Annotated in this window: 24 protein-coding genes and 1 tRNA gene; 15 read left to right on the top strand and 10 right to left on the bottom strand. The window is 57.0% G+C overall.

Features of this window, described 5'->3' with window-relative positions; translation table 11 throughout:
- Positions 1-123 precede the first annotated feature (123 nt).
- Both K3G63_RS20860 and K3G63_RS20855 read left to right on the top strand, forming a co-directional pair.
- The gene (locus K3G63_RS20860; protein WP_220616081.1) at positions 124-1,971 is read left to right on the top strand and encodes a DUF885 family protein; all 1,848 of its coding nucleotides are present in this window, start codon (positions 124-126) and stop codon (positions 1,969-1,971) included.
- A 294-nt stretch (positions 1,972-2,265) separates the two neighbouring features.
- Positions 2,266-2,775 (top strand): DUF4126 family protein, encoded by a 510-nt coding sequence (locus K3G63_RS20855; protein WP_220616080.1) that lies wholly within the window; start codon positions 2,266-2,268, stop codon positions 2,773-2,775.
- Positions 2,776-2,863: 88 nt separating this feature from the next.
- Here the strand turns inward: K3G63_RS20855 and K3G63_RS20850 are convergent, their stop codons facing one another.
- Both K3G63_RS20850 and K3G63_RS20845 read right to left on the bottom strand, forming a co-directional pair.
- Positions 2,864-3,181: a hypothetical protein gene (locus K3G63_RS20850; protein WP_220616079.1), complete on the bottom strand. Its 318-nt coding sequence runs from the start codon at positions 3,179-3,181 to the stop codon at positions 2,864-2,866.
- A gap of 32 nt (positions 3,182-3,213) precedes the next feature.
- Positions 3,214-3,426, bottom strand: coding sequence for a hypothetical protein (locus K3G63_RS20845; RefSeq protein WP_220616078.1), 213 nt, complete (start codon positions 3,424-3,426; stop codon positions 3,214-3,216).
- A 95-nt stretch (positions 3,427-3,521) separates the two neighbouring features.
- Between K3G63_RS20845 and K3G63_RS20840 the strand changes: the two genes are divergently transcribed.
- From K3G63_RS20840 to K3G63_RS20825, 4 genes are all read left to right on the top strand, one after another.
- The gene (locus K3G63_RS20840) at positions 3,522-4,223 is read left to right on the top strand and encodes a diphthine--ammonia ligase (protein ID WP_259404617.1); all 702 of its coding nucleotides are present in this window, start codon (positions 3,522-3,524) and stop codon (positions 4,221-4,223) included.
- 53 nt (positions 4,224-4,276) lie between these two features.
- Complete coding sequence (locus K3G63_RS20835) at positions 4,277-4,687, top strand: thiol-disulfide oxidoreductase DCC family protein (RefSeq protein ID WP_220616077.1); 411 nt, start codon at positions 4,277-4,279, stop codon at positions 4,685-4,687.
- Between the two features lie 54 nt (positions 4,688-4,741).
- Positions 4,742-5,746: a zinc-binding dehydrogenase gene (locus K3G63_RS20830; RefSeq protein ID WP_220616076.1), complete on the top strand. Its 1,005-nt coding sequence runs from the start codon at positions 4,742-4,744 to the stop codon at positions 5,744-5,746.
- A 112-nt stretch (positions 5,747-5,858) separates the two neighbouring features.
- Positions 5,859-6,140, top strand: a complete 282-nt coding sequence (locus K3G63_RS20825; protein ID WP_220616075.1) for a ribosome-inactivating family protein — start codon at positions 5,859-5,861, stop codon at positions 6,138-6,140.
- A gap of 88 nt (positions 6,141-6,228) precedes the next feature.
- Here K3G63_RS20825 and K3G63_RS20820 read toward each other — a convergent pair whose 3' ends face one another.
- The gene (locus K3G63_RS20820; protein ID WP_220616074.1) at positions 6,229-7,878 is read right to left on the bottom strand and encodes a CotH kinase family protein; all 1,650 of its coding nucleotides are present in this window, start codon (positions 7,876-7,878) and stop codon (positions 6,229-6,231) included.
- A 177-nt stretch (positions 7,879-8,055) separates the two neighbouring features.
- Between K3G63_RS20820 and K3G63_RS20815 the strand changes: the two genes are divergently transcribed.
- Entirely contained in the window at positions 8,056-9,180 is a 1,125-nt protein-coding gene (locus tag K3G63_RS20815; RefSeq protein ID WP_220616073.1) for a metallophosphoesterase, read from the top strand.
- Between the two features lie 6 nt (positions 9,181-9,186).
- On the opposite strand, the gene K3G63_RS20810 is transcribed toward K3G63_RS20815, so the two are convergent.
- Together K3G63_RS20810 and rfaD are read right to left on the bottom strand one after the other, a co-directional pair.
- The gene (locus tag K3G63_RS20810) at positions 9,187-10,590 is read right to left on the bottom strand and encodes an FAD/NAD(P)-binding protein (protein WP_220616072.1); all 1,404 of its coding nucleotides are present in this window, start codon (positions 10,588-10,590) and stop codon (positions 9,187-9,189) included.
- 243 nt (positions 10,591-10,833) lie between these two features.
- Positions 10,834-11,799, bottom strand: a complete 966-nt coding sequence (gene rfaD / locus K3G63_RS20805) for an ADP-glyceromanno-heptose 6-epimerase (RefSeq protein ID WP_220616071.1) — start codon at positions 11,797-11,799, stop codon at positions 10,834-10,836.
- 188 nt (positions 11,800-11,987) lie between these two features.
- Here rfaD and K3G63_RS20800 point away from each other — a divergent pair, with 188 nt between their 5' ends.
- From K3G63_RS20800 to lpxB, 4 genes are all read left to right on the top strand, one after another.
- Positions 11,988-12,905, top strand: a complete 918-nt coding sequence (locus tag K3G63_RS20800; RefSeq protein WP_220616070.1) for an ABC transporter substrate-binding protein — start codon at positions 11,988-11,990, stop codon at positions 12,903-12,905.
- A gap of 18 nt (positions 12,906-12,923) precedes the next feature.
- Positions 12,924-13,922, top strand: coding sequence for an iron ABC transporter permease (locus tag K3G63_RS20795; RefSeq protein ID WP_220616069.1), 999 nt, complete (start codon positions 12,924-12,926; stop codon positions 13,920-13,922).
- A 120-nt stretch (positions 13,923-14,042) separates the two neighbouring features.
- Positions 14,043-14,462, top strand: coding sequence for a 6-carboxytetrahydropterin synthase (locus K3G63_RS20790; RefSeq protein WP_220616068.1), 420 nt, complete (start codon positions 14,043-14,045; stop codon positions 14,460-14,462).
- A 123-nt stretch (positions 14,463-14,585) separates the two neighbouring features.
- Positions 14,586-15,695 carry a lipid-A-disaccharide synthase gene (gene lpxB, locus K3G63_RS20785; RefSeq protein WP_220616067.1) on the top strand — a complete coding sequence of 370 codons (1,110 nt, stop codon included), beginning with the start codon at positions 14,586-14,588 and terminating at the stop codon, positions 15,693-15,695.
- 78 nt (positions 15,696-15,773) lie between these two features.
- On the opposite strand, the gene K3G63_RS20780 is transcribed toward lpxB, so the two are convergent.
- The 5 genes from K3G63_RS20780 to K3G63_RS20760 form a co-directional block, all read right to left on the bottom strand.
- Positions 15,774-16,109 carry a hypothetical protein gene (locus tag K3G63_RS20780; RefSeq protein ID WP_220616066.1) on the bottom strand — a complete coding sequence of 112 codons (336 nt, stop codon included), beginning with the start codon at positions 16,107-16,109 and terminating at the stop codon, positions 15,774-15,776.
- A gap of 76 nt (positions 16,110-16,185) precedes the next feature.
- On the bottom strand, positions 16,186-17,409 hold the full coding sequence (clpX, locus tag K3G63_RS20775) for an ATP-dependent Clp protease ATP-binding subunit ClpX (RefSeq protein ID WP_220616065.1): 1,224 nt from the start codon (positions 17,407-17,409) through the stop codon (positions 16,186-16,188).
- Positions 17,410-17,655: 246 nt separating this feature from the next.
- Positions 17,656-18,363, bottom strand: coding sequence for a ClpP family protease (locus K3G63_RS20770; RefSeq protein WP_259404616.1), 708 nt, complete (start codon positions 18,361-18,363; stop codon positions 17,656-17,658).
- 112 nt (positions 18,364-18,475) lie between these two features.
- On the bottom strand, positions 18,476-19,804 hold the full coding sequence (gene tig / locus K3G63_RS20765; protein ID WP_220616064.1) for a trigger factor: 1,329 nt from the start codon (positions 19,802-19,804) through the stop codon (positions 18,476-18,478).
- Between the two features lie 130 nt (positions 19,805-19,934).
- A tRNA-Leu gene (locus K3G63_RS20760) sits at positions 19,935-20,016 on the bottom strand.
- A gap of 321 nt (positions 20,017-20,337) precedes the next feature.
- On the opposite strand from K3G63_RS20760, the gene K3G63_RS20755 reads away from it, so the two are divergent.
- From K3G63_RS20755 to K3G63_RS20740, 4 genes are all read left to right on the top strand, one after another.
- Complete coding sequence (locus K3G63_RS20755; RefSeq protein WP_220616063.1) at positions 20,338-22,545, top strand: bifunctional (p)ppGpp synthetase/guanosine-3',5'-bis(diphosphate) 3'-pyrophosphohydrolase; 2,208 nt, start codon at positions 20,338-20,340, stop codon at positions 22,543-22,545.
- Positions 22,546-22,710: 165 nt separating this feature from the next.
- Complete coding sequence (locus K3G63_RS20750; RefSeq protein ID WP_188559270.1) at positions 22,711-23,202, top strand: Fur family transcriptional regulator; 492 nt, start codon at positions 22,711-22,713, stop codon at positions 23,200-23,202.
- Positions 23,199-23,546, top strand: a complete 348-nt coding sequence (locus K3G63_RS20745; protein ID WP_220616062.1) for an STAS domain-containing protein — start codon at positions 23,199-23,201, stop codon at positions 23,544-23,546. Before K3G63_RS20750 ends, K3G63_RS20745 begins: the two co-directional genes overlap by 4 nt.
- Positions 23,546-24,817: an adenylosuccinate synthase gene (locus K3G63_RS20740; protein WP_220616061.1), complete on the top strand. Its 1,272-nt coding sequence runs from the start codon at positions 23,546-23,548 to the stop codon at positions 24,815-24,817. Before K3G63_RS20745 ends, K3G63_RS20740 begins: the two co-directional genes overlap by 1 nt.
- The last annotated feature ends 446 nt before the right edge of the window (positions 24,818-25,263 follow it).

Here is a 25,263-nt window from a genome sequence, read left to right as displayed (position 1 = left end):
ACTACTGTAGGGGGAGCCAGGCTGTTTCCTAGAGGGGTAGGGTAGTAAGCGAAGCAGGAAGGATAGTGGGCATTTGGCCCGGGCTACTTACCTTCCCGCTTCCTCACTATTTCCCTTCAGGTAATGAAAAAACTTGCCCTAACCGGCCTGCTAGCCGGGGCACTGCTGGCTGGCTGTAATCAGCAAAAACCAACGAACGAAGCGGCCTCTACCGAAACGAGCTTGTCGGAAGTAAAAGACTTGCCGACGTTATTTAATGCCTATTGGGAGGAAAACGCCAAGCTGTTCCCACTGGAAGCTACTGCCCAGGGCGACAACCGCTACAACGACCAGCTACCCAACGACGGCACCAAAGAGTTTAGGGGCAAGCTGCAAGCTTTCTACCAGAAATACCTCGACGGCCTGCACCAGTTTAACCGCGAGGAGTTGTCGGCCAACGACCGAATCAGCTACGACATCTTCCAGTACGACCTGGAAAACAAGCTGGAGGGCCTCCAGCACAACACCTGGATGATGCCATTCCAGCAGTTTTGGGGCCTGCCCATCACGCTGGGGCAGTTCGGGTCAGGGGAAGGCGTACAGCCCTTTAAAACAGCCAAGGACTACGACAACTGGCTGGGCCGGGTGCGCGGCTTCTCCGTGTGGGCCGATACGGCTATCAGTAACTTTCGCCAAGGCATGAAGGCCGGGGTGGTGCTACCCCACGCGCTGGTCGTGAAAATGATTCCGCAGCTGCGGGCCATGGAAACCTCAGACCCCACCAAGAGTCTGTTTTACGGCCCTATCAGCAAGCTACCCCAGGATATATCGGCGGCCGACAAGCAGCGCATTACGGCCGCCTACCGGGAGGCCATTCAGCAGGAGCTGGTGCCGACTTACAAAAAGCTGGGCGACTTCCTGGAAAAGGAATACCTGCCCAAGTCGCGGCCCAGCACAGGCATTGCGGCTATTCCGGGCGGCCCAGCACTCTATAAGTACTGGGTGAAAACGTGGACGACCACCGACAAAACGCCGGAGGAAATCTACCAGACGGGCCAGCGGGAGGTAGCCCGCATTCGGGGTGAGATGGAGAAAGTAAAAGCTCAGGTTGGGTTCACAGGAGATTTAAAAGCCTTCTTTGCCTCCCTCAAAACCGACCCCAAGCTCATGCCCTACAAAACCCCGGAGGACGTGTTAGGAGCTTTCCGGGCTATTCAGGCGAAGATGCAGCCCAACCTGAAAACCATGTTCGGCCGCACTCCCAAAACTCCGTTTGAAATTCGCCAGACGGAAGCCTTCCGGGCAGCCTCCGCTTCGGCCGAGTACAACCCAGGTAGCCCCGACGGCTCCCGGCCGGGCATCTTCTACATCCCGATTGTGGACGCTACCAAGTTCAACGTCACTTCCGGCATGGAGTCGCTGTTTTTGCACGAGGCCATTCCGGGCCACCACTACCAGACTTCGCTGCAGCAGGAAAACACGGATCTGCCCAAATTTCGGCGCTTTGCTTGGTACGGCGCCATGGGTGAAGGTTGGGCTCTATACACGGAAAGCCTGGGCAAAGAGCTGGGTCTCTACCAGGACCCCTACCAGTACATGGGGGCCCTCGGCGATGAAATGCACCGCGCCGTGCGCCTGGTGGTAGACGTGGGCATGCACACGAAAAATATGACCCGGGAGCAGGCCATTCAGTACATGCTAGCCAATGAAGCCATCAGCGAAGAGGGGGCCACTGCCGAAATTGAGCGCTACATGGCCATCCCAGGTCAAGCTCTGAGCTATAAGATTGGGGCCCTGAAAATCCGGGAGCTACGCCAGAAGTACGAGCAGCAGCTGGGCGCGCACTCCAACAAGCTGCGGGAAAAGTACGCGGGCCAAAACCGCTCCCACTTCCGCCTCAGCGACTTCCACGACGAACTGCTCAAAGATGGCGTAATGCCCCTGGCCGTGCTCGAGCGCAAGATGGATGCCTGGGCGGCAAATCAGAAGTAGTACTCCGCTACCTCAACCAAAAAGGGCAACTCCATGAGTTGCCCTTTTTGCTGCATGACAGAGTAGGAAAAGCTGGCTTAGGTAGTGCCGCCGCCAGTGCTGCCACCGGAAGTAGTACCCGTCGTGCCGGTACTGCCGGTACTGCCAGTGGTACCGGTCGTGCTGGTGGTACCCGTCGGCCAGCCCGCTTTGGCGCCGGCCTGCCCTTCCCGAAAGATTTTCTGACCTTGAGCCGCCCGGGTGCGTTAAAGGCAGCAGTGCAGCTGCTGACCATTTACCTGCACTTCCCTGTTTATGAGCAAACACTTGTGGCAAACAGTGGGGCTCGGCGCCATTGCCGGTTTCCGGAGCATGACGGCCCCCGCCCTGTTGAGTAGCAACCTGTTGACGTATCATCCGCATGCCTTGGCCGGCTCCCCGCTGCGCTGGCTGCAGAAGCCCTGGGTAGCCCACGGCTTAAAAGTGCTGGCCGCCGGCGAAATGACCGCCGACAAGCTGCCCCAAATGCCCGACCGTATTGCTCCAACTGCGCTGGCCGGGCGGGCTGCGGCCGGCGCGCTGGTAGGAGCTACCCTCTACAAAATCAACCATGATAAACAGTTGACCGGTGCACTGGTAGGGGCCCTGGCTGCCCTTGGTGCCACTTACATCAGCTTTTTCCTGCGCAAAAAGGCAACGGCGGGCTCAGGGCTGCCTAGCGGCCTAGTGGGTGGACTAGAAGATCTGTTGACTATAGGGGCCGGGGTAGCCCTGGCCAAAGGCTCCCACGCCGGGCAGCCAACCCCGCGCCGGTGGGTGCTGTAGTGGCTGCTACCCGCATGTAGAAAAGAAAGAGCCCCCGGAATACTTCGGGGGCTCTTTTGTATGTAGGGGGCGCAGAAGCTGGCGGTGCCTATTGCTCGCGGGTGGTACTTTTTACCTCGTTGTTGGTAGCCGGCATATCTCCCACGGGTGAGTTGGCATTGTTGGGCTGGCCTTCCAGGGCCGCATCCGTCGACGTTTTCTGATCCTGAGCAGAGCCGGTGCCAATGGGCGTATAGGCCTCGTCGCCTCCGCTCACGCTGTCACGGTTGGTTTCTGTAGCACTGGCTTTCCGATAGGTAGAGAAGTCCTGGGAAACTTGCGGGTCTTTGCCCGGGGTATTGTTGTAGTCGCAGGCGGTCAAAGAAACCAGTAAGCCACTGGTCAGAAGCAGAAGAAGACGTTTCATGGTCGAAAAAGATAAAGGTTGGGAGGAGGCAACTAGTTACCCGGTCCGGGACCCGCGGCTGCCCCGGCCGACACGGCGTGCTGCACACTCTGTTGCTGTACGCCGGTGGCCGTGCCGGTGGTGTCAGAAGAGGGGCTGCCACTATGGCGGGCTTCAGCGGGGCGCGCTCTTTCTCCGCAGGCACTCAGGCTGAGAACTACTACGAGTACGGCAAGGGCGGGCCAGCGGGCAGCGAAAGAGGTCATGGATACGAGAACAAGAGTTTAAAGGCAAACGTACCGGGCCCTCCTGCGGTTACGCTAACTCTTGCGGCGGCCAGTCTTGGTTCTACCTTTGACGTATGGCCTTTCCCACCCTCATGAACTGGAGCGGAGGCAAGGATTCGGCGCTGGCTCTCTACCACGCCCTGCGCAATCCTGCCCTGCACGTTACCGACTTGCTTACCAGCATCAATGCCCACTACGGGCGGGTATCCATGCATGGCGTGCGCGTGGCCCTGCTGCAGGCCCAGACCGAGCGTATAGGCTTGCCCCTGACCCAGCTAGCCCTGCCCGAAAACCCTGACATGGCCCAGTATGAGCAGCAGCTACGCACTACCCTGGTGCCCTTGCAAGCCCGGGGAATTCGATATTCCGTATTCGGAGATATTTATTTGGAAGATTTGCGCCGGTACCGGGAACAGCAAGTGGCCCAGGTAGGAATGGAGGCTCTGTTTCCTTTGTGGCAACGCCCGAACGCCGAGTTGCTGCGCGAGTTTTTCGCCCTGGGCTTTCGGGCCGTAGTTGTGTGTGTCAATGAGCAGTACCTGGATGCCAGCTTCTGCGGCCGCCTCCTCGACGAGGAGTTTCTGCGCGACTTACCGCCGGGGGTAGACTCCTGCGGGGAAAATGGCGAGTACCACAGCTTCGTTTTCGATGCTCCGTATTTCAGCCACCCCATTTCTTTCCGGCCAGGCGAACTGGTGCGCCGCTCGTACCCGGCTCCGGTCGCCGGTGGTCAAGCTGCGGGCTTCTGGTACCGCGACCTGCTGCCGCTGCCGTAACAAACCAGGGCCGGTAGCGGTACCTACTCTACCCCCGCTCAACTCCTACCTGTATGTCGCCTGCGCCTTCCGCCACCATTCTCTTCGATGGAGTCTGCAACCTGTGCAACGGGTTCGTGCAGTTTGTCATCGAGCACGATGCCGCCGGGCGCTTCCGGTTTGCCTCCTTGCAGTCAGTAGCCGGTCAGGAACTGCTGCGGGCTCATGGCCTGCCGTTGCAGGCAGAGCCAGAGTCGGTTGTGTTGGTAGCAGGAGGGCAGGCCTACACCCATTCGGCGGCGGCCCTGGGTATACTAAAACAGCTCAGTGGTGCCTGGGGTCTGGTCGGGACGTTAGGCGAGGTGTTTCCCCGGTTTCTGCGCGACGCCGTGTACCGCCTCGTGGCCCGCAACCGCTACCGCTGGTTTGGCCGCCAGGAGTCCTGCTGGCTACCCACGCCCGAGTTGCAAGCCCGCTTTCTGTAAATGTGAACCTCCGGGTTCGCCACCCACCCATTTCTCCACCCTATACCCCGCTCTATGCAAGCCCTTGTGCTCACAGGAATCGGTCAGCCCGCTACGCTACAAGAAGTGCCAACCCCGCAACCCGGTCCCGGCCAGGTCCAGGTGCAGCTGCACGCCGCTGCCCTGAACCACCGCGACGTCTGGATTCAGAAAGGCCAGTACGCCGGCTTGAAATTCCCGATTATCCTGGGCTCCGACGGTGCCGGTAGTATTTCGGCGCTGGGCGAAGGCGTGGACGCCAGTCTGCTAGGCCAAGAGGTAGTAATTAATCCTGGCCAGCACTGGGGCAACAACCCCGCCGCCCAAGGTGCCGACTTCCAGATTCTGGGCTTGCCTCAGGACGGCACATTTGCCGAGTATGTGTGCGTGGCCGCTCAGCAGGTGAGTGCCAAACCTGCGCATCTGAGCTTTGAGCAGGCGGCTGCCTTGCCGCTGGGGGGCGTTACGGCTTACCGGGCCGTGTTTACGCGCGCCGGCTTGCAGCCCGGGGAGCGGGTGCTGATTAGTGGGGTAGGGGGGGGAGTAGCCCTGCTGGCCTTACAACTGGCCGTGGTTAGTGGGGCCGATGTGTGGGTAACCTCAGGCTCGGAGGAAAAAATTGCCCAGGCCGTAGCCCTGGGTGCCAAAGGCGGCATCAGCTACCACGCCGAAAATTGGCCGGCTACTCTTATCCAGCAGGCGGGCGGCGGCTTCGATGTGCTGGTAGATAGTGCCGGTGGCCCCGGCTTCAGCAACCTGCTGGACGCGGCGGCCCCCGGCGGACGCTTGGTATTGTACGGGGCCACCCATGGGAATATTCCGCAGGTAGCAGCCCGCAAAATATTCTGGAAGCAGCTCTCCGTACTGGGCTCTACCATGGGCACGGCTCAGGATTTCAACGCCATGGTACGCTTCTTCGAGCAGCATCAGATCAGCCCCGTAATCGACGAGATATTCGCCCTGGCAGATGGGGAGCAGGCCCTGCGCCGGATGGACGAAGGGCTGCAGTTTGGCAAGCTGGTACTGCAGATAAAAGCCTGATCATCAGGTAGATTTGTTTACTGGTAATCACGAAAATATCCTGCTTCTGCGGAATGAATACGGGGGGCTTCCTGTTACATATCCGACATTGATAGTATAGACTTGCTGCCCGATGAAAACTCCTGCTGAATACCTGGATTGTCCGGTTTTTGAACTCACTTACCCTACTGGTGAAACGGCTGAGTCGGTGCCCGTAGTGGCTTATAATGATGCCATGCGCGCCGTGGAACAAGCCCTGGCCGACGCTGAAAAGTACAAATACTTACTGATGCGCGCCCTGCGGCGCCATGCTGCCGACACGAAGGCCTCGTACCCGGCTGTTCCCGTACTACCCCTCCCCGAAGAAGCTACCGATACTCCTGTACGCCCGCTCTACCCCGATTTGGCAGCGTAGGCTTCTTCCGGCAGCTGCTGCAAGCAAACGGCCGCTCCTACTAAAGGAGCGGCCGTTTGTGTTTCTCCGCAGAATAAATTCCCCGCAGTTAATGAGTTGTTTTCTGTACCCGAAGAGTTTGGCAGCCCCCATTCGAAGTCAGGCGCAGAAAGTACACGCCCGCAGGTACGGCCGCCAGGTTGGCTACTTCTGCCTCGTGAATGCCGGCGGCCTGTGCGGGTAGCTGTTGGCGGTGTACCAGGGTGCCCACGGGGGAAAGCAGTTCTAGGTGTACTGGGCCGGTCTGCCGCAGTTCGTAGCGCACCCGCAGTTGCGTATCAAACGGCACCGGGAAGCTAGTGAAGCTGGCAAACGGGCGGGCAAGGGAGGCGGCCGTGATGGTGCTGGCTACGTTGCCGGGCAGGTTGGCATCCATCCAGGCCAGCCGCTCCTGAATCCAGTGCTTAAGGGCGCTGATTTCGTCGGCGTAGGTAGCGGCCACCGGCAGCGGGTTGGGCCATACGTGCTGTCCCATAATAGGCCAAGCCTGGAAGTTGCGGCGCTGCCCTTCCTCCAGCACCGCAGCCGTCGAGTCGATGTAGCGGTATAGGCTTTCTTCCCGAAAGGCGGTAGCGCGCAGGCTCTGCCAGCGCTTATACAGCTGGTTGGTAAACGTGGTGTCGTCCAGCAGCCGCCGGCGCCAGAAGGGCCCTGTGTTCCAGCGGCCGTTGGAGTACTCGTGTTGCCAGCCTTCGGCCAGGTAGGCGTCGGCGTAGTCGGCGTTGTGCCAGGCTAGGTCAAAATCCCAGGCGGGGCCCGCCGTGAGTTTGCCGCCCTTGCTGTCCTTGTCTTTGTAGAAATAGGTGCTGGAGGCGAAGCCATCCACGTTGCGACTCAGCTCCGTTAGCAGGTAATAGTCAATAAAGGAAGGTACGTCTAGGTAGCGACGGTAGCCCCGGTCTGGATTAGCGAAGTCGGGGCCGTCCAGGGCTACTTCAAAGCTATCCACGTACGCCGAGATGTAACCAAGCTGGGCCGGCGAGAGGTCTTTGGCCTTAGGGTACTCCACCTCAAAAAACTGCCCGTCGTCGTCAGGAAAGCTAGGATTGTGGTGCCGGGAAGTGAAGCCGCTGGCCGGCTTCACCACGGGCCGGTCGCTCTTGAAGAGGTAGCCCCCCGTAACAGCGTCGCCGCTGACGTCGGTGCTTTTCATCTTGCTGATGTTCACGCGGCGGCTGCCCCGCTTCACCTTTTCCCCCAGCACATACACGCCCATGTACTCGCCGTTGAGCACTACCTCGCAGTAGTGGCTGCGGCTGGCGTACTGCCCCTGCTGGCGGGCCAGCTCATAGGCTAGGGAATTGCGCAGCAGGGTTTTATCGGCGTAGTTGGCCGTTAGTACCCAGTCGTGCTCGGCGGGCATCCCTAGCAGGGTAGTGTCCAGCTCGCCCCCGTCAGCCGTTCGGGTTTCAAACCCGTAGCTTTTCTTGGGCATGATCTGCGAGGAAGCACCCCGCAGTTCAATCCCGATGAACCCTTTGTACTGATTTGGGGTATCAGTGAGGAGGTTGCGCCGACCCGGTCCGTGGTCGATGATGCGTAGGCGAGCCGTGACTTTAGGATCGTCCAGAATGGGCTGGTTTTGGGTGTCAATCAGCACAATAGGCAGATTCGACGACGTGAACGGCACCGCTATGGCTTGGCCCACTGCGGGCAAGGAACTGCTCCCCAGGAGCAGACACAGTAATAGTTGCTTCATATAACAGAAGTGGAAAGGATAACGGATACCAGCGGCACCCGTAAGGGGGCCGTAGCAATAGGCGAGCAGGCAGAACTTAAAAAAACGGAGCGCAAAGGAAAGGCAAAAGTTGCACTCCTGGTAGGTGCTCTGCTGATTTTCTCGTTTAAGTGGTATCTTTAGTCGGAATAAAACAAGATGATGCACTCTGGTTGGTTTAGCCTGATGCGCCGTGTAGTAGCGGTAGTTGCGTTGGTGGGTATAGGGAGCGGTCCAGCCTGGGGGCAGCGCTTTGCCGTGGTAGGCGACTATGGGTCAGCCAGCGTAGGTGAGCGAGACGTGGCCCAGTTGATAGCCGGCTGGAACCCGGAGTTTATCCTCACCATGGGCGACAACAACTACGAACGGGGCTCGGCCGCCACCATCGATACCAACATCGGGCAGTTCTACCATCAATATATTCTCAACTACCAGGGGCGCTACGGCGCCGGCTCGCCTACGCAGCGGTTCTACCCCTGCTTGGGCAACCACGACTTATACACAGGTGCTGGCAAACCCTACCTGGAGTATTTTACCCTGCCGGGCAACGAGCGGTACTACGATTTTGTACAGGGCAACGTGCATTTCTTCGCCCTCAACAGCGACAACTCAGAGCCCGATGGCAATACCAGCACTTCCGCGCAGGCACAGTGGCTGAAAGGGAGGCTGGCCGAGGCCAGGGAACCCTGGAAGGTGGTGTATCTGCACCATGCCCCATACTCCTCGGGTCCCCACGGCAGCACCATTGCCCTGCAGTGGCCTTTCCGGGAGTGGGGCGCTTCCGTGGTGCTGGCTGGCCACGACCACCAGTACGAGCGGCTGGAAATAGACGGGCTGACCTACCTTGTGAATGGACTCGGGGGCCACAGCCGCTACGCTACCCCGGTGGCCGTGCCCGGCAGCCAAACCCGCTTCAGCGGCGACTACGGAGCTATGCGCGTGTTGGCTACCCCGGATAGTCTGCAATTTGAGTTTATCACGCGTAGCCAGCAGCTCATTGAGCGGTACACGCTGCGCCGCCCGGTTCAGCTGGGGCTGCTATCGGTGTTGCCCAACCCGTTCAGTGAGGCGGCCCGGGTGCAGGTAGAGCTGCCGGTTACTACCGCAGTGCTGGTGCGCGTACTGGACAGCAAAGGCCAGGAGGTAGCGCGCCTGCAGGAGGGGATATTGCCTGCGGGCCGGCACACCATTGGCTGGGAGCGGGGTAGCCTAGCCAGCGGCATCTACTACATTCAGCTACAGGCCGGGCCGCAGAGCCGTACGGTAGCCGTGCAGGTGGAGTAGATTCTATTACTGTTGCATGCGTAGCCGCTGGCCTAGCTCCCGGGCCAACTCTGTGGCCTGGTTGCGCAGCTCTGGTACGGCCGTCGACTCAAAGCCCGCGGGGCGGCGGCTGGCCCCAATGGTAAACAGCACGGATGAAACCTCGCCCTGCGCGTTGAGCAGCGCGCCGTCGGCATCCGTTTGAATGCCCAGCCGTAAGGCGTCCGGCACCAGATGCCCGGCCTCGCGCAACCCCACTACCAGCGGCGTCGAAATACGACTGTAATCCAGCAGGGGGCCCGTGCAGGTAACCACGTGGCGGGCCGTAAGCTGGCGTGGAGGCTGCCCGGAACCCGTTTGCACGGACACCACCAGCTGGTCGGCTACTGGCTCAATGGCCCGAATGCGGCCTTTTTCCAGCCGCACCAGCCCCGAGTCCAGCATCTGCTGCACCGCCGCTGCATTCTGCGGGGGGCTCCGATGACGCACCACCGACCAGATACCGGCTAAGTGGCGCAGAAAGCGGCCCTGCTCCGCCAGTGACCACGCCCCCCAGATGCGCCCCAAGTCCGGCCGTAGCGAATCAATGACCGGGCGCCAGCCGATGCCTTGCTGGGCGGCTTCCTGTATCTGCTGCCGAACGGCCCGCAGTACATCTGCTACCCGGGTCAGGTGGGCCAGCCGGGTAGCGTAAAAGCTGGGGTAGGCTTCTTCGGCGGGCAAATGCGCCGCTGGCCAGCGCCCATGCCCCGACACTACCGTAATCGGGCCGTGGTGCCCGTCGGCCCGCAACCCCAGCAGCACATCAATTGCCGTCAGTCCGGTCCCGATCAGCAGCACCGAGTCCCCAAGGCCGATTTCGCGCAAGGCACCCCGCGCCCAGGGGTTGCCATGGTAGTTGCGGCGGGTGAGGTAGCGCAAATCGGCGTGAGCGGGCGGGGCGGGAGGAAAGTTACCCAAGGCCAATACCACGTAGTCACTGCGAATTTCGGCGCCGGAAGTAAGCCGTACAGTGGCCGTTTTGCCGTCGGGCGCCACGTGTACGCCCGTAGCCGTCTGATTATGCCACTGGCACCGGATACCGTTGGTGGAGGGCCACTCCAGCACTTGCCCTATCAGTTGCTGCAGGTAGCGGCCGTAGCTTTGCCGCGAGCAAAACCCGTGCTGGCACGGCTCCGACTGGGTAACGCGCAGCCAGTTGGCGAAGTGGTCGGGCTGGGCCGGGAAAGCGCTTAGGGCTTCCGTGCGTACGTTAAGCAGGTACTCGGGCCGGCGGGCCGTATATGCCAGGCCTGGCCCCGGTACCGGCCGCGACTCAATTAGGTGGACATCACAAGCAAACGGCTCCTGATTTGACAGTAGGGCTAGTTGGAGCGCCAGCATGGAGCCGGAGAATCCACCTCCCACAATGGTTATGCTTTTTCGTTGCACCAGCCTGCGAGCAATGAGATGAACTAGGGTCGGTAAATTACTCTGGAAAAAATGATATAAAAATTAATTTTTGCTATATGCCTATCTGCTGGCGCCTAATCTGAAGGGATACCAGGCGCGGGCCTCCACTGTAGGGGCCTGCACAGCCCGGGTTCCGGAGCAGAAAACAACGGCTGCCTTTCGGCTAGCCAGCCTTCTCGCTCCGGAGCCCTGCGCGTAACTCAACTTCAGTAATAAAGTAGCTTAGAGGTAGCGGCCCGGCACCAGATAATTCCGCACATAGTCCGTAATGCCGTCTTCCAGCTTCGTGAACGGCCGGTCGTAGCCGATGCTGCGGAGCTTGCTCATATCAGCCTCCGTGAAGTACTGGTACGTGTCGCGGATATCCTCGGGCGTATCGCGGAAATGAATATCAGCGGTGCGGTCCAAAGCCGCGAAGGTGCTCAGGGTCAGGTCCAGGAAGGTGCGAGCCTCGCCAGTGCCTAGGTTATAAATGCCCGAGTTGCGGCGGTTCTGCAGCAGAAAGAAGCACACCTCCACTACGTCCTTCACGTACACAAAGTCGCGCTGCTGCTCGCCGTCGGCGTAGTCAGGGTTGTGCGAGCGAAACAGAGTCATGGAGCCCGTTTCCTGAATCTGGCGGAAAGCGTGCAGAATTACGGAGGCCATGCGGCCCTTGTGGTACTCGTTGGGGCCGTACACGTTGAAAAACTTCAGACCTGCCCAGAAAAACGGCTTTTCCGGTTGCTGTACGGCCCAGTTATCGAAGTCATTCTTCGACTCGCCGTAGGGGTTCAGGGGGCGCAGCAGGGGTAGGAGGGCGTCGTCGTCGGAGTAACCTAGCGTGCCCGAGCCATAGGTGGCCGCTGAGGAAGCATACACCAACGGCAGCTGGTAGCGGCAGCAGGCTTGCCACATGCGCTGGGAGTACTCTAGGTTGAGCACGTTGAGCACGTCGCGGTTCTGCTCCGTGGTGTCGGTGCGGGCGCCGAGGTGAAAAATAAACTCCACCTGCTCGTGGTGGGCCTCCAGCCACTCAAAGAACTCCTCCCGGTCTACGTATTCGCGCAGGTGCTTGCCCGTGAGGTTGGCCAGCTTGCGCTCCGAGGTGAAGTTGTCCACCACCACGATATCGTTGAAGTTGGCGGCATTGAGGCGGGTGACAAGACAGCTGGCAATAAAGCCGGCGGCTCCAGTAACGACGATCATAAGGCAGAAATTTGCGCTAAAAGTAGTGATATGCAACGGAAGCACGGCGCTCAGGGGCTCAAACCGGCGGTTGAATTAGCCGCCGGTGCGACCCTGACTACCCGGCTGCGCGGCGTTGAGTAGGGGTAGCGGCTGGCCTAGTACGCAGGCAAAGCGAAACCCGATGCCGCTTCCGCTACCTTTGTCTTATGCCCCGATTCCTTCGTTTCGCCGCCGTCGGCCGGAAGTTTCTGCCCCTGCTGCTGCTAACGGCTGCCTGCCAGCCCGATAAGCCCACTCCACCTGAAGCCGTTGCTCCCCAGCGCGTGCGCGACGACCTGGGGCGCGAACTGACGCTACCCGCCCGCCCGCGGCGCATCATGTCCCTGGCGGCTTCCATGACGGAAATGCTTTACGCCGTGGCCGATACAGCTACCATCGTGGCCCGTACCCAAGTGTGCGACTACCCGGCGGCGGCCTTGCGCAAGCCCGTTATCAATAGCTACCCCCTGGACCTGGAACGGCTCGTGGCCCTCAAACCGGAGGTGGTATTTACTACCGAAGGCATCACTTCCCTAACCGATGCTCAGCGCCTGCAGGAGCTAGGCATTCCAGTGTACTACCAGCGCTACACCCGGGTAGAGGATATCTTCCGGGGCCTGCAAGACCTGGGCCGCCTACTGGGCCGGCAGCCCCAGGCCCGCCGCCTCACCGACTCTCTGCGGACCGAGCTGCGGCAGGTTTCAGCCGGCCCGGCTGCTGGCGCCTCCCGGCCCCGGGTGCTGGCCATTACCTGGTCAGACCCCATTTATGTGTACGGGCAAAATACGCTGTTCACGGATAAAATTGCCTTAGCTGGCGGCCAGAATGCGGTGCAAGAGAAGTTCGCTCAGCCCTACCCCGCCCTGACCCGTGAATACATCCTCAAGCTGAACCCCGATATTATTATCGGCGGCACTTTCGGGAAAATGGACAGCACCTTTTTTCGCCTGTACCCCGAACTGAAGCGCATCCGCGCCTACCAGACCCGCCGCATCTACCGTGTCACCGATGACCTGATGTCGCGGCCCAGCCCGCGGGTGGTGCAGGGGGTGCGGGAGCTGCAGCAGGTTGTCTCTGGTTTGTAAGCTCCTGTCGGCTCTGGTATGTCGCGCCCCGCTCTGCCCTGGATTCTGGCTTGTCTGCTGCTCACGGTGGTGTTGCTGGCCATAGGGCTACGCGTAGGCAGCTACGAAACCAGCTACCAGCTCATCGGCCGGGCGCTGTTGCACTACAACCCCCACGATGCCGCCCAACTGGTGCTGATTGAGCTGCGCCTGCCGCGGCTGCTGTTGGCGCTGCTGGCCGGGGCCGGGCTGGCTGTGAGCGGCTACCTCATGCAGGCCATGGTCAACAACTCCCTGGCCGACCCGTATTTGCTGGGCACAGCCTCGGGCGGAGCCCTGGGGGCCACCCTCGTGTTTACGTTTTTTCCTACCCTAACCCTAATGGGGGTCTACCTACCACCCCTGGCGGCGCTGGCCGGAGCCTTAGGTACTACGCTGGTCGTTGTCATTATTGGCAGCCGCCGCGGGCGTATTATTCCGGCGCAGCTCCTGCTGGCGGGGGTAGCAGTAGGCTCGCTTACAACCTCCCTGGGGGGGCTGCTTACCTTTCTGGCTGCTACCGAAGAAAAGCTGCGCACCATCACCTTCTGGGCGCTGGGCGGCTTCGACAAGGCCAGCTGGGCCGTGCTGCCGTATCCGGCGGCGGCGCTGGGGGTAGGGCTGGTGCTGCTGGCCCTGCTGCATAACAGCCTCACCCTGCTGCTGCTGGGCGAAGAGCGCGCCACGGCCCTGGGCTTGCCCGTGGCCCGTACCCGCTGGCTACTACTGCTGATTGCTTCCGGACTTACGGGCTGCGTAGTTGCTCTGGCCGGACCCATTGGGTTTGTTGGGCTTGTAATTCCGCATATCACCCGTTGGCTGCTGGGCGCGGTAGGGCGCGGCAATCTGCTGTTTTGCGCCCTGCTTGGTGGTAATTTCCTGTTGCTCTGCGACCTGCTGGCCCGCCTGCTGTATCCCCCCGCGGGCCTGCCCGTGGGGCTGGTCACGGCCCTGTTCGGCGTACCGTTCTTTGTATATTTGCTGCGAAAACAGCCTTGATTGTTGCCGGCTCATTGTGGATGGTGGCTAAACAAACCAAGTAATGAGGGGCCTTTTGGGCCTTGCTGCTTCCATCGGCAAGGCCTTGCCTAACAATCAACTTCAACAAGCAATCCGCACATGGTATACATCAGCCGACAGGAGCATTTCAACGCGGCCCACAAGCTCTATAATCCGCAGTGGAGTGAGGAGCGCAACCGCGAAGTCTTCGGCCCCTGCGCCAATGCCAACTGGCACGGGCACAACTACGACCTCGTCGTGACTGTTAAAGGCAAACCCGACCCTGAAACTGGCTTTGTCATTGACCTCAAGCAGCTCAGCACTGTTATCCGTACGCACGTAGTCGATCAGGTTGACCATAAGAACCTGAACCTCGATGTGCCGTTTATGCAGGGCCAGCTGGCCAGTACCGAAAACCTGGTTATAGCCTTCTGGAAAATTCTGCAGCCTGAAATCGAGCAGATTTCTGCTGCCCGCCTGCACAGCATTAAGCTCTACGAAACCCCACGCAACTTCGTGGAATACTTCGGAGAGGAATAATTAAGACGTAAGAGGTTGCACTGAAGAATGGCTTGCCAGGCTTATTTCAACTGCAAAGCCTGGCAAGCAAATTCTGATTGCTGTTACTTCTTGATTCTTAATTGCTAATTATTAATTCATCAAATGAAATATTACCTGATAGCTGGCGAGCGTTCCGGCGACTTTCACGCGGCTAACCTTATGCGCGAGTTGCGCCAGCAGGACGCCCAAGCGGAGTTCCGGTGCTGGGGCGGCGACATGATGCAGGCTGCCGGTGGCGAGCTGGTGCACCACTACCAGGAAATGGCCATTATGGGCTTTTGGGAAGCGGCCACCAGCATCCTGAAGTTCCGGGGCTACCTGAAAGAATGTCAGCGCGACCTGCTGGCGTACAAGCCCGACGTGCTTATTCTCGTAGATTATGCCGGCTTCAATCTGCGCATTGCCAAGTTTGCCAAGGCCAACGGCATCAAGGTGTTTTATTACATCTCACCTAAAATCTGGGCCTGGAACCAGGGCCGCGTGCATCAGGTAAAAGAGCTGGTTGACAAGATGTTCGTCATCTTACCCTTCGAGCAGGAATTCTACCAGCGCTTCGATTACAAAGTAGACTACATCGGCAACCCTACCGCCGATGCTGTGGCCGAGCACCCCAAGTCCGCCGACTTCTACGAGCGGAATAACCTGGACCCGTTGCGCCCTATCATTGCCGTGCTACCCGGCTCGCGCAAGCAGGAAATCGAGGAAATGCTCTACGAAATGGTGGCCATCCTGCCGCCCTTCCTCAATTACCAATTCATCGTGGCCGGCGTCGACAACCTCGACCGGAACTACTACGCCCACTTTGAGCGCAACAATGTCCGCATCCTTTTCGACCAGACGTACGACCTGCTGGCTCACGCCACTGCCGCCCTGGTTACCAGCGGCACCGCCACCCTCGAAACCGCCCTCTTCGATGTGCCCCAGGTAGTGTGCTACCGCACCAGCGCCGTGTCTTACGCTATTGGCAAGGCCGTTATCAAAGTGCCGCACATTTCCCTGGTTAACCTTATTGCCGGCCGGGAGGTAGTAAAAGAGCTTATCCAAGGCGACTTCAATGCCCGCAACCTCGTCACGGAGCTTAAGAAAATCACTGACGACCAAGATTTCATTGCCAAACAGAAAACTGGCTACGCCGAAATCCGCGAGAAGCTAGGCCAACAACGCGCCGCCGAAAAAGCCGCTAAGCTGATGGTGGGATATTTGAAGGGGTAGGCTTTGGGAAAGGTAGTATTTAGGCTGTAACAATTCGTGCGCGGATGTAGCTATAGCTATAGCTGGATAATAGTATTACTAAAACTCCTTATAAGGCAGAGTTTCGCTGCCTGTATTACTACCTTCATTTAGGCTCGCTACAATATTATACATAGCTAGTTGACCAACCCAATACACAGATTTTCCCTGTGCTTTGGCTTGTTCATAAAATAACTGTGTCTCCAAGCTCATTCCAATTCCGTGCACAGAGTAGCACTCAGTAAAATCAAGTAGGATTGTATGAGTAGTTTGATAAATGGGGCTTCTTATTAATTCATCTACTGTCAAGACGAAAGTAGGGAAGAAGTACTCTTTAAGTATGCGGATGCGTACTACGTTACTATCACTAAAATATGGGTAGGCTTTGTCGGTCATTATCTCAAGTTTTAAATAATAAAGGGACCAGAATAACATTCTGGTCCCTTTATTATTACTAACGAGCTAGTTCCAGCTAAGCTGCGCGCAACTGCTTTAGCGCGGTCTGCTCAAACTTGCTCCGGGCGTATTCTTCGTCAATTACCAGTTCTTTCACGCCTTCTTCCGACGGCATATCGAACATGGCGTCCGTCATAATGGCTTCGCAGATGCTGCGCAGGCCGCGGGCCCCCAGGCGGTACTCGTCGGCTTTCACCACAATGTACTCTAGCGCATCGTCGGAGAAACTTAGCTGAATGCCTTCCATGTCGAAGAGACGCTGGTACTGCTTCACGATGGAGTTCTTCGGCTCCGTCAGGATTTTGCGGAGGGTAGCGTGGTCCAGGGGGTTCAGGTGCGTCAGCACGGGTAGGCGGCCGATCAGCTCGGGAATCAAACCGAATTGCTTCAGGTCCTGGGCCGTCACGTAGCGCAGGAAGTTCTGGGTGTCAATTTTCTCTTCCAGCTGCGTCTTGGCAAAACCAATCGGCTTGGTGTTGAGGCGGTTCTTGATAATGCGCTCAATACCCACGAAGGCGCCACCGCAGATGAACAGAATGTTCTCGGTGTTCACCGTAATCATCTTCTGCTCGGGGTGCTTGCGGCCGCCGTGCGGGGGTACGTTTACCGTCGTTCCTTCCAGCAACTTTAGCATGGCCTGCTGCACGCCCTCGCCACTCACGTCGCGGGTAATGCTGGGGTTGTCACTCTTGCGGGCAATCTTGTCAATCTCGTCGATGTAGACGATGCCGCGCTCGGCCGCCTCCACGTTGTAGTCGGCGGCTTGCAGCAAGCGGGTCAGGATGCTTTCCACGTCTTCGCCTACGTAGCCCGCTTCCGTGAGCACGGTGGCGTCGGCAATGCAGAAGGGTACTTGCAGAATGTTGGCCAGCATCCGGGTCAGGAACGTCTTACCGGTACCGGTTTCGCCGACCATGATGATGTTTGATTTCTCAATCACCACGTCGTCCTTGGCTGGTTTCTGCATCAGGCGCTTGTAGTGATTATACACCGCCACCGACATTACCTTTTTTGCCTCGTCCTGGCCTACCACGTACTGATCAAGATACTCCTTCATCTCGCGCGGCTTCACGAGGTTGAACTTCGGGGCCTTGGAGTTAGCCCGAATCTTATTCTCCTCGTTCAGGATTTGTTGGGCCTGTCCCACACACCGTTCGCAGATGTGGGCGTTGATGCCCGAAATCATCACCGAAACGTCTTTTTTGCTCTTGCCGCAGAAGGAGCACGTGATATCTGCCATTGTCAGGGGAACTCTCAGGATAGGGGAGGATAGGTAACTTTCGCTAACCTACCTCAAAGGTACGAAAAGGCCAACGCCGCGCACTCTTAAAAAAGTGCCGTTGGGCTTGGCCCCTACTAAAAAGAAAAAGCCCGCCGAAGCGGGCTTTTTACAAGTAGCATTCCCAATGGAACATCGAATCTGGGTGATAGTCAGCGCCTGATAGCTCAAGCGCTAACCACTACTAAGAGGGACGACCGTAATGGATTAGTCCTTCTTTTTTTCCAGAACCTCGTCAATCAGGCCGTATTCTTTGGCCTCATCGGCCCGCATCCAGTAGTCACGGTCCGAGTTGTCATGAATTTCCTGGTAGCTCTTGCCGGTGTGCTGGGCCAGAATGTCGTACAGCTCTTTCTTGAGTTTCAGAATCTCGCGAGCCGTAATTTCGATGTCCGACGATTGGCCTTGCGCGCCACCCGACGGCTGGTGAATCATCACGCGGGCGTGGGGTAGGGCCGAGCGCTTGTCTTTAGCACCACCAGCCAGCAGTACGGCACCCATGGAAGCCGCCAGACCCGTGCAGATGGTAGCTACGTCGGGGTTTACATACTGCATCGTGTCATAGATACCCAGGCCGGCATACACCGAGCCACCGGGGGAGTTGATGTAGAGCAGAATATCTTTCTTAGCATCTACCGACTCCAGGAACAGCATCTGCGCCGTCAGGATATTGGCAATGTAATCATCCACGGCTGTACCCAGGAACACAATGCGGTCCATGATCAGGCGCGAGAATACGTCAATCTCCGCGAAGCGGGTAGGGCGCTCCTCAATTACCGAGCGGGTCATGCCCGTGGGCAGTATCAGCCCGTTGCGGGTCTGGCCCTCTACGTGTTGAATGTATTGATCAACGCCCAGGCCGCTGAGGCCCTGGCCTTTTACGGCAAACTTGCGGAACTCTTCTTTATTCAGCATGTCAGAAAATTAGGAGAAGTAAGGTGGCACAATGAAACCGCAAGGGCAACAAAAAAGCCCATACGACAAGTAAGGGCTTTTTTGTTGGTTCTAGAACCGAAAATGTTAGCGCTTAGCCAGCATTTTGATTGCGGAAGTCCTCGGCCGTAATCGGGTTGTCATTAACAACAACTTTGCCGCGCAGGTTTTCCAGCACTTTCTCTGCCAGAATGGCCTCATACTCGCTCACGTAGTTTTTGCCGTTCTCCTGACGCAGGAAGTTGTCAGCAAAGCCGCGCACCGATTCTTCCAGTTCCGGGGTCATTTCCATGTTGAACTGGCCCAGAATCTTCTGCATCGTGCGGTCCACGATTTCCTCGTTCGATACTTTCAGTTCCTGCGCTTCTACTACTTTGTTGCGGATCAGGGACCATTTCAGCTCCTTCTCGTAGTCCTCGTAGTGCTCCTCAATCTGCTCTGGTGTCAGCTTGCCCTCGTTGGCCCGCAGCAGCCACTTCTTGAAGAACTCTTTGGGAATCTCAATGGTAGTGTTTTCCAGCATCTTATCGATGATCTGGCGGTTTACCAAGTTGTCGGCTTCCCGGTCGTAGTTCTCCTGCACCGTCGAGCGAACCTTCTCGTCGAAGTCTTCCTTCGAGGTTACAATGTCCTTGCCGAATACTTTGTCGAACAGGTCTTGGTTGAACTCAGCCGGTACCGAGCGCTGCACTTTGCCCACCGTCAAAGTATAGTCGCCTTCTACCGCTTCGGCTTCCTCTTTGCTCAGGCCCGAGAAGCTACGGATGGCCGCTACGTCGCCGTCAAATGCGTTCTTGAGGTCAAAGGTGATTTCGTCATCTACCTTAACCCCTACGAACTTATCGGCATCGTTTTTCAGCTTGTTGGTCGGCAGCAGCACCACACGGCCTTCGCCTTCTTCGCCTACCTTCTTCAGCTTACCGGAAATGTAGTCGCCGGCTTCAGCAGTTTCGGGCTCCGAGGTTTCGCCGAATTGGCGCTCTAACTGCTCGTAGGTTTCCTTCAACGTGTTTTCATCGAGGTCAACCTTGTGACGATCAATGCTAACCGACTGATCAGCGGGTAATTCGAAGTCGGGCAGCAGACCCAGCTCAAACTGGAAGGAGTAGTCTTTCTGGTTGTCGAAGTCGACGTCTGTAGGAATTGGTAGGGGCTCGCCCAGGATTTTGAGGTTGTTCTCCTTAATATAGCCGTCTACCGACTTGCCCAGCAAGGCGTTGATTTCGTCTACCAGAATGCCTTTGCCGTACATCTTGCGCACCAGCGTTACCGGCACTTTGCCCGGGCGGAACCCTTTGATCTGCGCCTTTTTGCTGTATTCTTTCAGCTTGCTCTCCACGGCGGGAGCGTAGTCAGCCTCCGTGAGATTTACTGTCAGGATGGCATTCAGCTGGTCGTCTTTTTTGTCGAGGGTAATGTCCAAAACGGGTCGTCGGTTAAGGGTACTACGAGTGGTTGGGGTCAGCACCGGGCCAAAACCCGGATAAAAAGAAACCCCCAACGGGTGGGTTGAGGGTTTAGAAGCGGTTTTCGGTTGAAAACCAGAAAATAAGTGCGGATGGAGGGACTCGAACCCACACGCCTTGCGGCACCAGATCCTAAGTCTGGCACGTCTACCAATTTCGCCACATCCGCGTCTCAAGGCCGACTGCCTCGGGGGCGCAAAACTACAAAAGCCAATTATAAAAACAAGACGAGTCTGTAAAATTAACAGAAGCCGGTAGGTTTCTGCTTACCAAGGCAGGGTAGCAGCTGAGCCCTTGGAGCAGGTTATCCGTCGAAAAGTGTGGGGCATAAAAAGCCAGTTCCTTATTCTGCACCAACTTATTGCTGGCGGTGTTGCGGTAGTAGTGGCGGCAGAGTAAGGGAAACCTGGGATTTGTCGCCTGAGCTTGTCCGGCAAGCCGTACCTTAGCAGTTCTATACTTTCGGCGCCCTCGGTGCCGCTCGCGTACCATGCCTACTGTCATCGACCCCGAAGTAGAGCGTCAGGAAATTCTGCGCCACTACCGCCGCCTTTTGCGCACCGCCAAGCCTTACTTAAAAGAGGGTGACGCCAAGCTAATCAAGAAAGCGTTCAACACCTCGCTGGAAGCCCACAAGGAAATGCGGCGCAAATCCGGCGAGCCGTATATTCTACACCCACTGGCTGTGGCTCAGATTGTGGTGGAGGAAATCGGGCTGGGCACCACCAGCATCATTGCCGCGCTGCTCCACGACGTAGTGGAGGATACGCCTTGGGAAGTGGCCGACGTGGAGCGCGAGTTCGGCGCCAAGGTGGCGCGCATTGTGGATGGGCTCACCAAGATTTCCGGCGTATTTGAGTACGGCACCTCGGAGCAGGCGGAAAACTTTCGCAAGATGCTGCTCACCCTCTCCGACGACGTGCGCGTGATTCTAATTAAGCTTGCCGACCGCCTGCACAATATGCGGACGCTGGACTCGATGCCGCGCCATAAGCAGTTAAAAATTGCTTCGGAAACCATTTACCTCTATGCGCCGCTGGCCCACCGGCTGGGCCTCTACACCATTAAAACGGAGCTGGAGGATCTGTACCTGAAGTACACCGATACCGAAATTTATACGGAACTGGTGAACCGGGTGCGGCAGAGCCGCGCGGCGCGCAACCGCTTTATCAAGGAGTTTGTACAGCCCATTGATGAAGAGTTGAAAGCTCAGGGCTTCGATTATGAAGTGAAGGGACGGCCAAAGAGCATTTATTCCATCCTGCGAAAGATGCGCAAACAGAACATCACCTTTGATGAGGTGTATGACCTGTTCGCTATCCGCGTAATCCTGGACGTTCCCCCGGAGCAGGAAAAAGCCGCCTGCTGGCAGGTATACTCCATTGTCACGGACTTCTACCAGCCGAACCCCGACCGCCTGCGCGACTGGGTCAGCACGCCCAAAGCCAACGGCTACGAGTCACTGCACACCACCGTAATGTCGCGCACCGGCCAGTGGGTAGAAGTGCAGATTCGCAGCCGCCGCATGGATGATATTGCCGAGAAAGGCTACGCGGCCCACTGGAAGTACAAGGATTCTGGCACGCCCCAATCTGAGTCTACCTTAGAGTCGTGGATTAATAAAGTGCGCGAAATGCTCGAAACTAACAATTCCAGCGCCCTGGAGTTTATGGACGAGTTCCGCCAGAACCTCTTCGTTAAGGAGGTTTACGCCTTCACGCCCAAAGGCAAGCTGGTTATCCTGCCCGATAAAGCTACCGCCCTGGATTTCGCCTTTGAAATTCACTCGCATATCGGGTTGCAGTGCCTCGGGGCCAAGGTTAACCAGAAGCTGCAGCCCCTCAGCTACCAACTGCGCAACGGCGACCAGGTAGAAATTCTGACCTCGCAGAAGCAAAAGCCTACCGAGGAGTGGCTGCAGTACGTAACTACCTCCAAGGCGCGTACCCGCATCAAAGACTGGCTGCGTGACGAAAAGCGCAGCAAAGCCGAAGATGGCCGCTTTCTTGTGGAAAAACGGCTGGAGCTGCTCGGGGTTGAGTATTCTCAGGACAACGTGAACCGCCTGCTGGCTCACTTCAACACCAGCAATCCGCAGGAATTTTTCTACCGGGTGGCTATTGGGCAGATTGATGGCCGGGAAATTCAGAAAAACCTGTTCGATTCTACCGTGGAAGCGCCGCGCTTACCCTCCATGTTAGAGCCCAGAGCCTTCGACCATGAGGTGCAAAAAGTGCGCGGCGTTAGCGCCAATATGCTCGTTATCGGGGAGCGGACCGATAAGTTCGACTACACCATTGCGCCCTGCTGCAACCCCATTCCCGGCGATGATGTGTTTGGTTTTGAAACGGAACAGGGTATTGTTATCCACCGCACCTCCTGCCCGAAAGCAGTGCAGATGATGTCAAACTTCGGTAACCGCATTGTGCGGGCCAAATGGACGGAGCAGCTGGAGCTGGCTTTCCTAGCCGGTATCCGCATCAAAGGTTCCGATAGAGTAGGGCTCGTCAACGACGTTACTCGCATCATCAGCAACAGCCTCAAAGTAAATATGCGCTCCATTACCATCGATTCCAACGACGGAATGTTTGAAGGACAGATCATGGTATTCGTGAACGACACCGACCATTTGACCAAGCTCATTCAACGCCTCTCTAAAGTGAACGGCATGCTGCTAGTAGAGCGGTTCGACTCCTGATGTGGTCTTAAAAAGTTTTGCGAAAAAGGGTAAGTACAAAAGAGTACAAAGCGCGAAGGACGAGTGGTGATGTTGCCCAGAATGGGGCTTCCTTTCTGCATGTGTATGTGCTTGGCACAAACTACTGGAAGGTAGTTGGTTTTCTCCTTATAAAAGGATTCTGAAATGTCTGTTACTGAGAAGCATTTAGATAAAGAGAAGTACGAGGAGGTGAAAAAGATTTTCACGGCTTACCTCGAAAACAAAGGCTTGCGTAAGACTTCTGAACGGTACGCTATTCTGGAAGAAATCTACTCGCGCACAGGCCACTTCGACGTAGAAGAACTCTACGCGGGCATGAAAGAGCAGGGCCTGCAGGTCAGCCGGGCCACCGTGTATAACACCCTCGATTTATTGGTCGAACACGGCTTGGTGAGCAAACACCAGTTCGGGCGCAATCTGGCGCAGTACGAGAAAAGCTATGGTTACCGCCAGCACGACCACGTTATTTGCACGGAGTGCCATAAAGTAGTAGAATTCTGTGATCCGCGCATTCATGGTATCCAAACGATGGTAGGGGAGTTGCTCAACTTCCATATCTTGCACCACTCTTTAAACCTTTACGGCGTGTGCGGTGACTGCCGCGCCAAAGCTGCCGCCCGCTCTTTAGCTGAATGAAAACTGATACCACCGTCCAAGACGGCATCCTTTTCGTGCGCCTGTCCGGCGACTTGATCGGTAGCCCCGACACCCAGCAACTGCTGCAAAGCGTCGACCAGCATTTAGGCGACGAGCTTCGCCACTGCACCGTCGATTTGTCGAGCATCCGCTACATCAACAGCACCGGTATTGGCGTGCTCGTGTCGCTGCTGACCAAGTTCCGGAGCCGGGGAGGTGAAATGATGTTGATCAACCCCGCCGACCACCCCCGCAAGATGCTGGCTCTTACGAAGCTGAATGCCATTTTTTCCATTGCGGACGATGAACAATCGGCCGCTCAACAGTTGAAAGCCGCGAACTAATGCCCGTTGACGTACTAGTAGGATTGCAGTGGGGGGATGAAGGCAAAGGCAAAATCGTCGATGTGCTGGCCCCTACCTACGATGTAGTAGCCCGCTTCCAGGGTGGCCCCAATGCGGGCCACACCCTCACCTTCGATGGGGCCAAGCACGTGTTGCACCAGGTGCCTTCCGGTATTTTCCATCCCCACATTATTAATGTGGTAGGCAATGGGGTAGTGCTAGATCCTGTGGTATTTCGGCAGGAACTGCAGAAACTCACTGATCGGGGCGTAAACTGGGGTCAGAACCTGTATATTTCCCGTAAGGCTCAGCTTATTCTACCATCTCATCGCGCCTTGGACCGCATCAGTGAAGAGGCCCGGGGGGGAAGCAAGATAGGCTCTACACTTAAAGGCATCGGCCCTACGTATCAGGATAAGATCGGTCGTACGGGCCTGCGGGTTGGTGATATTCTGTTGCCTGATTTTCAGGAGCGTTATCAAGAAGCAGTTGCCCGCCACACTACTCTGGCTGAATTCCATGGCCGCGGCCTCGAAATCGAAGAATTCGAGGCTGAATTCTTTTCTGCTGTAGAGTTTCTCCGCACTCTGCAGCTAGCAGACACGGAATATCTGTTAAATAAGCTGCTCAAAGAAGGCAAGCAGGTATTAGCGGAAGGAGCCCAAGGCTCTATGCTGGATGTTGATTTTGGCACGTATCCTTTCGTTACTTCCTCCAGCACCATTGTAGCGGGCGCCTGCACTGGCTTGGGAATTGCTCCTCGCCATATTAATAAGGTATACGGAATCAGCAAAGCCTACTGTACGCGCGTCGGCAGCGGCCCGTTTCCTACAGAGTTGCACGATGAGGTAGGAGAGCGAATCCGAGCTGCCGGGCGTGAGTTTGGCGCTACCACGGGCCGCCCCCGTCGCTGCGGCTGGATTGACCTGCCGGCCCTGCGGTACAGCATCATGCTGAATGGCGTAACGGAAATTCACCTCATGAAAGCCGATGTGCTGGACGAGTTCGATGACATTCAGGTTTGCACCCACTACCGTCTACCCAACGGCGAACAGATTGATCATCTGCCGGATTACGGCGACCTGCAAAACCTGACGCCAGTATATGTGAGCTTACCCGGCTGGCGTACTGATCTGCAATCGATAACTGATATAAACTCCCTGCCTCAGCAACTGAAAGAGTATGTCCAGTTCTTGGAGCAGCACGTAGAGGTGCCAATAAGTATCGTTAGCGTTGGCCCTGATCGAGTAAGTACATTACATCTGAATTAGATTAAAGCTGCAAAATGTAGGAAGTCACCCGACGGGTGGCTTCCTACCAAAAAAGCCAGGGAACAGCTAATAAGGATATAGCCCAGGTAGTGAAAACAAGTAGCAGTTCAAATGCTATAGTAAGCATCTCTTACTCAGTGCTCTAATGTTGCATAAGCTAGCTCTGTGTAGCTTGGATAGCTGGCTCAACTGATTTAAAGAGAGCCAAATCGTTGGCTAGTAGAGCGACAAGCTACCTTGCTTCCTACCAAAAACTAGAATTGTATAGATAGATTTATAAGGTATTATGCTGTATTGCTTGGATAAAGATAAATCGTTCTTATCTTTGCAGCCCGCTTCAACAGGAAGCGCGAGCAAGAGAAGAGAGCAATAAAAAAGTTTGCCGCTTTTCTTGCTCTACTAGGAAAAAGCAGTACCTTTGTCGCCGCTTCCGATAGAAACGCTAT

Source organism: Hymenobacter sp. HSC-4F20 (assembly GCF_019599275.1).
Taxonomy (GTDB): domain Bacteria; phylum Bacteroidota; class Bacteroidia; order Cytophagales; family Hymenobacteraceae; genus Hymenobacter.
Note: the sequence above shows the minus strand (reverse complement) of the source record. Positions and strands in the feature narration are given on the sequence as shown.

Coding starts and splice junctions, on each gene's coding strand:
- K3G63_RS20755 (WP_220616063.1), top strand. CDS start 20,338: ATGCCTACTGTCATCGACCCCGAAGTAGAGCGTCAGGAAATTCTGCGC.
- clpX (WP_220616065.1), bottom strand. CDS start 17,409: ATGGCAGATATCACGTGCTCCTTCTGCGGCAAGAGCAAAAAAGACGTT.
- K3G63_RS20825 (WP_220616075.1), top strand. CDS start 5,859: ATGAAAACTCCTGCTGAATACCTGGATTGTCCGGTTTTTGAACTCACT.
- K3G63_RS20815 (WP_220616073.1), top strand. CDS start 8,056: ATGATGCACTCTGGTTGGTTTAGCCTGATGCGCCGTGTAGTAGCGGTA.
- K3G63_RS20840 (WP_259404617.1), top strand. CDS start 3,522: ATGGCCTTTCCCACCCTCATGAACTGGAGCGGAGGCAAGGATTCGGCG.
- K3G63_RS20860 (WP_220616081.1), top strand. CDS start 124: ATGAAAAAACTTGCCCTAACCGGCCTGCTAGCCGGGGCACTGCTGGCT.
- K3G63_RS20800 (WP_220616070.1), top strand. CDS start 11,988: ATGCCCCGATTCCTTCGTTTCGCCGCCGTCGGCCGGAAGTTTCTGCCC.
- lpxB (WP_220616067.1), top strand. CDS start 14,586: ATGAAATATTACCTGATAGCTGGCGAGCGTTCCGGCGACTTTCACGCG.
- rfaD (WP_220616071.1), bottom strand. CDS start 11,799: ATGATCGTCGTTACTGGAGCCGCCGGCTTTATTGCCAGCTGTCTTGTC.
- K3G63_RS20750 (WP_188559270.1), top strand. CDS start 22,711: ATGTCTGTTACTGAGAAGCATTTAGATAAAGAGAAGTACGAGGAGGTG.
- K3G63_RS20850 (WP_220616079.1), bottom strand. CDS start 3,181: ATGAAACGTCTTCTTCTGCTTCTGACCAGTGGCTTACTGGTTTCTTTG.
- K3G63_RS20780 (WP_220616066.1), bottom strand. CDS start 16,109: ATGACCGACAAAGCCTACCCATATTTTAGTGATAGTAACGTAGTACGC.
- K3G63_RS20830 (WP_220616076.1), top strand. CDS start 4,742: ATGCAAGCCCTTGTGCTCACAGGAATCGGTCAGCCCGCTACGCTACAA.
- K3G63_RS20795 (WP_220616069.1), top strand. CDS start 12,924: ATGTCGCGCCCCGCTCTGCCCTGGATTCTGGCTTGTCTGCTGCTCACG.
- K3G63_RS20790 (WP_220616068.1), top strand. CDS start 14,043: ATGGTATACATCAGCCGACAGGAGCATTTCAACGCGGCCCACAAGCTC.
- K3G63_RS20745 (WP_220616062.1), top strand. CDS start 23,199: ATGAAAACTGATACCACCGTCCAAGACGGCATCCTTTTCGTGCGCCTG.
- K3G63_RS20740 (WP_220616061.1), top strand. CDS start 23,546: ATGCCCGTTGACGTACTAGTAGGATTGCAGTGGGGGGATGAAGGCAAA.
- K3G63_RS20770 (WP_259404616.1), bottom strand. CDS start 18,363: ATGCTGAATAAAGAAGAGTTCCGCAAGTTTGCCGTAAAAGGCCAGGGC.
- K3G63_RS20835 (WP_220616077.1), top strand. CDS start 4,277: ATGTCGCCTGCGCCTTCCGCCACCATTCTCTTCGATGGAGTCTGCAAC.
- K3G63_RS20845 (WP_220616078.1), bottom strand. CDS start 3,426: ATGACCTCTTTCGCTGCCCGCTGGCCCGCCCTTGCCGTACTCGTAGTA.
- K3G63_RS20820 (WP_220616074.1), bottom strand. CDS start 7,878: ATGAAGCAACTATTACTGTGTCTGCTCCTGGGGAGCAGTTCCTTGCCC.
- K3G63_RS20855 (WP_220616080.1), top strand. CDS start 2,266: ATGAGCAAACACTTGTGGCAAACAGTGGGGCTCGGCGCCATTGCCGGT.